The sequence below is a fragment of the Pseudomonas sp. 05N434 genome, from assembly GCF_056396965.1.
Genome location: NZ_JBFTMK010000420.1, coordinates 1 through 4500, shown reverse-complemented (window position 1 = coordinate 4500; position 4500 = coordinate 1). Strand labels below are relative to the sequence as shown.

At 60.3% G+C, this 4500-nt stretch carries 6 protein-coding genes; 5 read left to right on the top strand and 1 reads right to left on the bottom strand.

Annotation, left to right across the window (positions count from 1 at the left end; translation table 11 throughout):
• Positions 1-58: 58 nt before the first annotated feature.
• Genes benA through AC1DLB_RS22275 form a run of 4 tightly spaced genes read left to right on the top strand, consistent with a single transcriptional unit; the run spans position 59 to position 3730 of the window.
• Positions 59-1423 (top strand): benzoate 1,2-dioxygenase large subunit, encoded by a 1365-nt coding sequence (gene benA / locus AC1DLB_RS22290; RefSeq protein WP_019649241.1) that lies wholly within the window; start codon positions 59-61, stop codon positions 1421-1423.
• The gene (gene benB / locus AC1DLB_RS22285) at positions 1420-1908 is read left to right on the top strand and encodes a benzoate 1,2-dioxygenase small subunit (RefSeq protein WP_018927991.1); all 489 of its coding nucleotides are present in this window, start codon (positions 1420-1422) and stop codon (positions 1906-1908) included. Before benA ends, benB begins: the two co-directional genes overlap by 4 nt.
• Positions 1909-1918: 10 nt before the next feature.
• Positions 1919-2932: a benzoate 1,2-dioxygenase electron transfer component BenC gene (gene benC, locus AC1DLB_RS22280; RefSeq protein ID WP_477785655.1), complete on the top strand. Its 1014-nt coding sequence runs from the start codon at positions 1919-1921 to the stop codon at positions 2930-2932.
• A 24-nt stretch (positions 2933-2956) separates the two neighbouring features.
• Positions 2957-3730 carry a 1,6-dihydroxycyclohexa-2,4-diene-1-carboxylate dehydrogenase gene (locus AC1DLB_RS22275; protein ID WP_064617053.1) on the top strand — a complete coding sequence of 258 codons (774 nt, stop codon included), beginning with the start codon at positions 2957-2959 and terminating at the stop codon, positions 3728-3730.
• Positions 3731-3759: 29 nt separating this feature from the next.
• Here AC1DLB_RS22275 and AC1DLB_RS22270 read toward each other — a convergent pair whose 3' ends face one another.
• Positions 3760-4122, bottom strand: coding sequence for an NUDIX hydrolase (locus AC1DLB_RS22270; protein WP_018927988.1), 363 nt, complete (start codon positions 4120-4122; stop codon positions 3760-3762).
• A 222-nt stretch (positions 4123-4344) separates the two neighbouring features.
• Here AC1DLB_RS22270 and AC1DLB_RS22265 point away from each other — a divergent pair.
• The coding region (locus AC1DLB_RS22265) for a DUF2188 domain-containing protein (protein ID WP_477785656.1) at positions 4345-4500 on the top strand (156 nt) is incomplete at its 3' end.

Genomic DNA, 4500 nt, shown 5'->3' with positions numbered 1-4500 from the left:
CCCCATCCCCACGTCCTAGCATGGCCCTGCCTGAATAAAAACAATGGAGGCTGCGGCCATGTCCCTGCGACCCGAATACCTTCACTCCCTGCTTGAAGAAAACCCTGAACAGGGTATCTATCGCTGCAAGCGCGAGATGTTCACTGACCCACGGCTGTTCGACCTCGAGATGGAACACATCTTCGAAGGCAACTGGCTGTACCTGGCGCACGAAAGCCAGATCCCCAACAACAACGATTTCTACACCACCACCATGGGGCGCCAGTCGATCTTCATCGCGCGCAACAAGGATGGCGTGCTGAATGCCTTTATCAACGCATGCAGCCACCGCGGGGCGATGCTCTGCCGGCACAAGACCGGCAACAAGAGCTCCTACACCTGCCCGTTCCACGGCTGGACCTTCAACAACTCCGGCAAGCTGCTCAAGGTCAAGGACCCGGCGGCGGCCGGCTACCCGGCGAGCTTCAATTGCGAAGGCTCCCACGACCTGACCAAAGTCGCGCGTTTCGAGTCCTATCGCGGCTTCCTGTTCGGCAGTCTCAAGGCCGACGTGGTGCCGTTGGTGGAGCACTTGGGCGAGTCGGCGAAGATCATCGACATGATCGTCGACCAGTCCGCCGATGGCCTGGAAGTGCTGCGCGGTTCCTCCAGTTACATCTACGAAGGCAACTGGAAACTCACCGCCGAAAACGGTGCCGACGGCTATCACGTCAGCTCCGTGCACTGGAACTACGCCGCCACCCAGAATCAGCGCAAACAGCGCGAAGCGGGCGAAGACATCCGCACCATGAGCGCCGGCACCTGGGCCAAGCAGGGCGGTGGTTTCTATTCCTTCGACAAGGGCCACATGCTGCTCTGGACCCGTTGGTCCAACCCCGAGGACCGTCCGCTGTACGAGCGTCGCGACGAGTTGGCCCGGGACTTCGGCCAGGCTCGCGCCGACTGGATGATCGAGAACTCGCGCAACCTGTGCCTGTACCCGAACGTGTACCTGATGGACCAGTTCAGCTCGCAGATTCGCATCGCCCGGCCGATCTCGGTCAACCGCACCGAAATCACCATTTACTGCATCGCCCCCAAAGGTGAAAGCGACCACGCCCGTTCGAGCCGCATTCGGCAGTACGAGGACTTTTTCAACGTCAGTGGCATGGCCACTCCAGACGATCTGGAAGAGTTTCGCTCCTGCCAGACCGGCTACCAGGGCAGCGTTACCACCTGGAACGACATGTCCCGTGGTGCCGAACACTGGATTGAAGGCGCCGATGACGCGGCCAAGGAAATTGACCTGCACCCATTGCTCAGCGGGGTGCGTACCGAAGACGAAGGCCTGTTCGTGCTGCAACACAAATATTGGCAGCAGACCATGCTCAAGGCCCTGGCCGCCGAACAGTCCGAACTGATTGCAGTGGAGGCCGTGCAATGACCATGACCTATGACGCGGTGCGCGATTTTCTCTACCGCGAAGCGCGCTACCTCGACGACAAGCAATGGGACGACTGGCTGGAGTTGTACGCGCCGGACGCCACTTTCTGGATGCCGTCCTGGGATGACAACGACGAGCTGACCATCGATCCGCAGCGGGAAATCTCGCTGATCTGGTACGGCAACCGCACGGGCCTGGAAGACCGCATCTTCCGTATCAAGACCGAGCGTTCCAGTGCCAGCGTGCCGGACACCCGCACCTCGCACAACCTCAGCAACATCGAGCTGATCGAACAGGCCGACGGCCTGTGCAAGGTGCGTTTCAACTGGCACACCCTGAGCTTTCGCTACAAGACCGTCGACAGCTATTTCGGCAGCAGTTTCTACACCCTGGATGTGCGCGGTGAGAACCCGCTGATCTTGGCCAAGAAAGTGATCCTGAAGAACGACTACGTTCGCCAGGTCATCGATGTTTACCACCTCTGAGGCGGCCGTCATGACTCATTCCATAGCGTTCAATTTCGAAGACGGCGTCACCCGGTTCATCGACGCCAACGCCGGCGAAACCGTGGCCGATGCCGCGTACCGCCAGGGCATCAATATTCCGCTGGACTGCCGCGACGGCGCTTGCGGCACCYGCAAGTGTTTCGCCGAAGCCGGGCGCTACGACCTGGGCGAGGACTACATCGAAGACGCCCTCAGCGCCGAAGAAGCGCAGCAGGGTTTTGTCCTGACTTGCCAGATGCGTGCGCAGAGCGATTGCGTGGTGCGGGTGCCGGTTTCATCGGATGTCTGCCGTACTCGTCAGGCCAGTTACGACGCGACCATCAGCGCCGTGCGTCAGCTGTCCGACAGCACCATCGCACTGTCGATCAAGGGCGAAGCCCTGAGCAAACTGGCGTTTTTGCCGGGGCAGTATGTGAACCTCGGGGTTCCGGGCAGCGAGCAGACCCGCGCGTATTCGTTCAGCTCGTTGCAGCGTGACGGCGAAGTCAGTTTCCTGATTCGCAACGTGCCCGGCGGCTTGATGAGCAGTTTCCTGACCGGCATGGCCAAGGCCGGCGACAGCATGAGCCTGGCCGGACCGTTGGGCAGTTTCTATCTGCGCGATATCCGCCGGCCGTTGCTGCTGCTGGCCGGTGGCACCGGTCTGGCGCCGTTTACCGCGATGCTGGAAAAAATCGCCGAGCAGGGCAGCGATCATCCGCTGCATTTGATCTACGGCGTGACCAACGATTTCGACCTGGTGGAAATCGATCGACTGGAAGCCTTTGCCGCACGAATCCCGAACTTCAGCTTCAGCGCCTGCGTGGCCAACCCCGACAGTCGGCACCCGCTCAAGGGCTACGTGACCCAGCACATCGAGCCACGGCATCTGAACGATGGCGACGTCGATGTCTACCTGTGCGGCCCGCCGCCGATGGTCGAAGCGGTCAGCCAGTTCATTCGCGAGCAAGGCATCGCGCCTGCGAACTTCTACTACGAGAAATTTGCCGCCAGCGCGGCCTGAGCCGCGCTGTTGTGGGAGAGATACATGAATAGATTCCACGAAAAAATCGCGCTGATTACCGGTGCCGCCCAAGGCATCGGCCGGCGTGTGGCGGAACGCATGGCCGCTGAAGGTGCGCGGTTGATTCTGGTCGACCGCTCCGATCTGGTGTTCGAGTTGCAGAAAGAACTGGGGCGGGACAGCCAGGTGCTCGCCCTGACCGCCGACCTTGAGCAATACAGCGAATGCAGCCGGGTGATGCGCACCGCCGTCGAGCGCTTCGGGCGCCTCGATGTGTTGGTCAACAATGTCGGCGGCACGATCTGGGCCAAGCCTTTCGAGCACTATGAAGAGTCGCAGATCGAGGCCGAAGTCCGACGTTCATTGTTCCCGACGCTGTGGTGTTGCCATGCCGCGCTGCCGTTCATGCTTGAGCAAGGCAACGGCGCCATCGTCAACGTTTCATCCATCGCCACCCGTAGCGTCAATCGCGTGCCTTACGGTGCAGCGAAGGGCGGGGTCAATGCGTTGACCGCGTGCCTGGCGTTCGAAACCGCCGGCCGTGGGGTGCGGGTCAACGCAACCGCTCCCGGTGGCACCGAAGCGCCGCCGCGGCTGATCCCGCGCAACACCGCGGAACAAAGCGCTCAGGAAAAGCTGTGGTATCAGCAGATCGTCGACCAGACCCTCGACAGCAGTTTGATGAAGCGCTACGGCACACTGGATGAACAGGCCAGCGCTATCCTGTTTCTGGCCAGCGACGAAGCCTCCTATATCACCGGCATGGTCATGCCGGTCGGTGGCGGCGATCTGGGCTGACCTTTCAGGAGGGCGTCGGCTGTGTTGAGCTACAAGCGACGCTGAAATGCTCTGACGATTCTGAGTGTGGCGTCGCTTGTGTTCAGGTTCTGGACGGCGTCCAGCGGGTACCAGATGCAGTCGAAGATTTCATTCTGGGGCCGCGCCTCGGCCACGTTTATGACCGATGCCTCGTAGACATGATGCCTGGTGCTGGTCGTGTCCAACTCCATCAAGTACAGCAGGCTGTCGACCCCAAGCCCGGTTTCTTCATAAAGCTCTCTTGTGGCCGCGCCCGCGATGGTTTCGCCAGGCTCGATTTTTCCACCCGGCAGGGTCCAGCGCCCCCTGGGTTTGCGCACCAGGAGAATGTGCCGGTCCTGCTCGCAAATGACGGTTGCGCGTACTTTCATGGATTACCTGACTGCCGGTTGTCATAAAACAGTCATAAAAATGCAATATTCAGACCGCAATCCGCAGACGTGTCTGCTTCAAGGGTTAGAGTCGACAGGGCGGTTTAAAGTGCAATGGAATGCCGGAATCCTGACGCGACGTCTGGTCGGCACTTCAGTGAAGGTCGGGTGTAAGGTAGCTAAGTGGACCCTGGACTATCACTGCCGAAATGGAGGTGACTAATGAGCGTTCCGATGCTGACCAAAATGCACATGAACGGCTATGACGTACTCAGCGTGAACAGTGGCCCGTGGCGGGTGTGCACCAAAGGTGACCGGCTTGGATCCTTTGGCAGCCGAGAAGAAGCACTGGCCTATGCGGCTGCGCTTCCCGCCTAC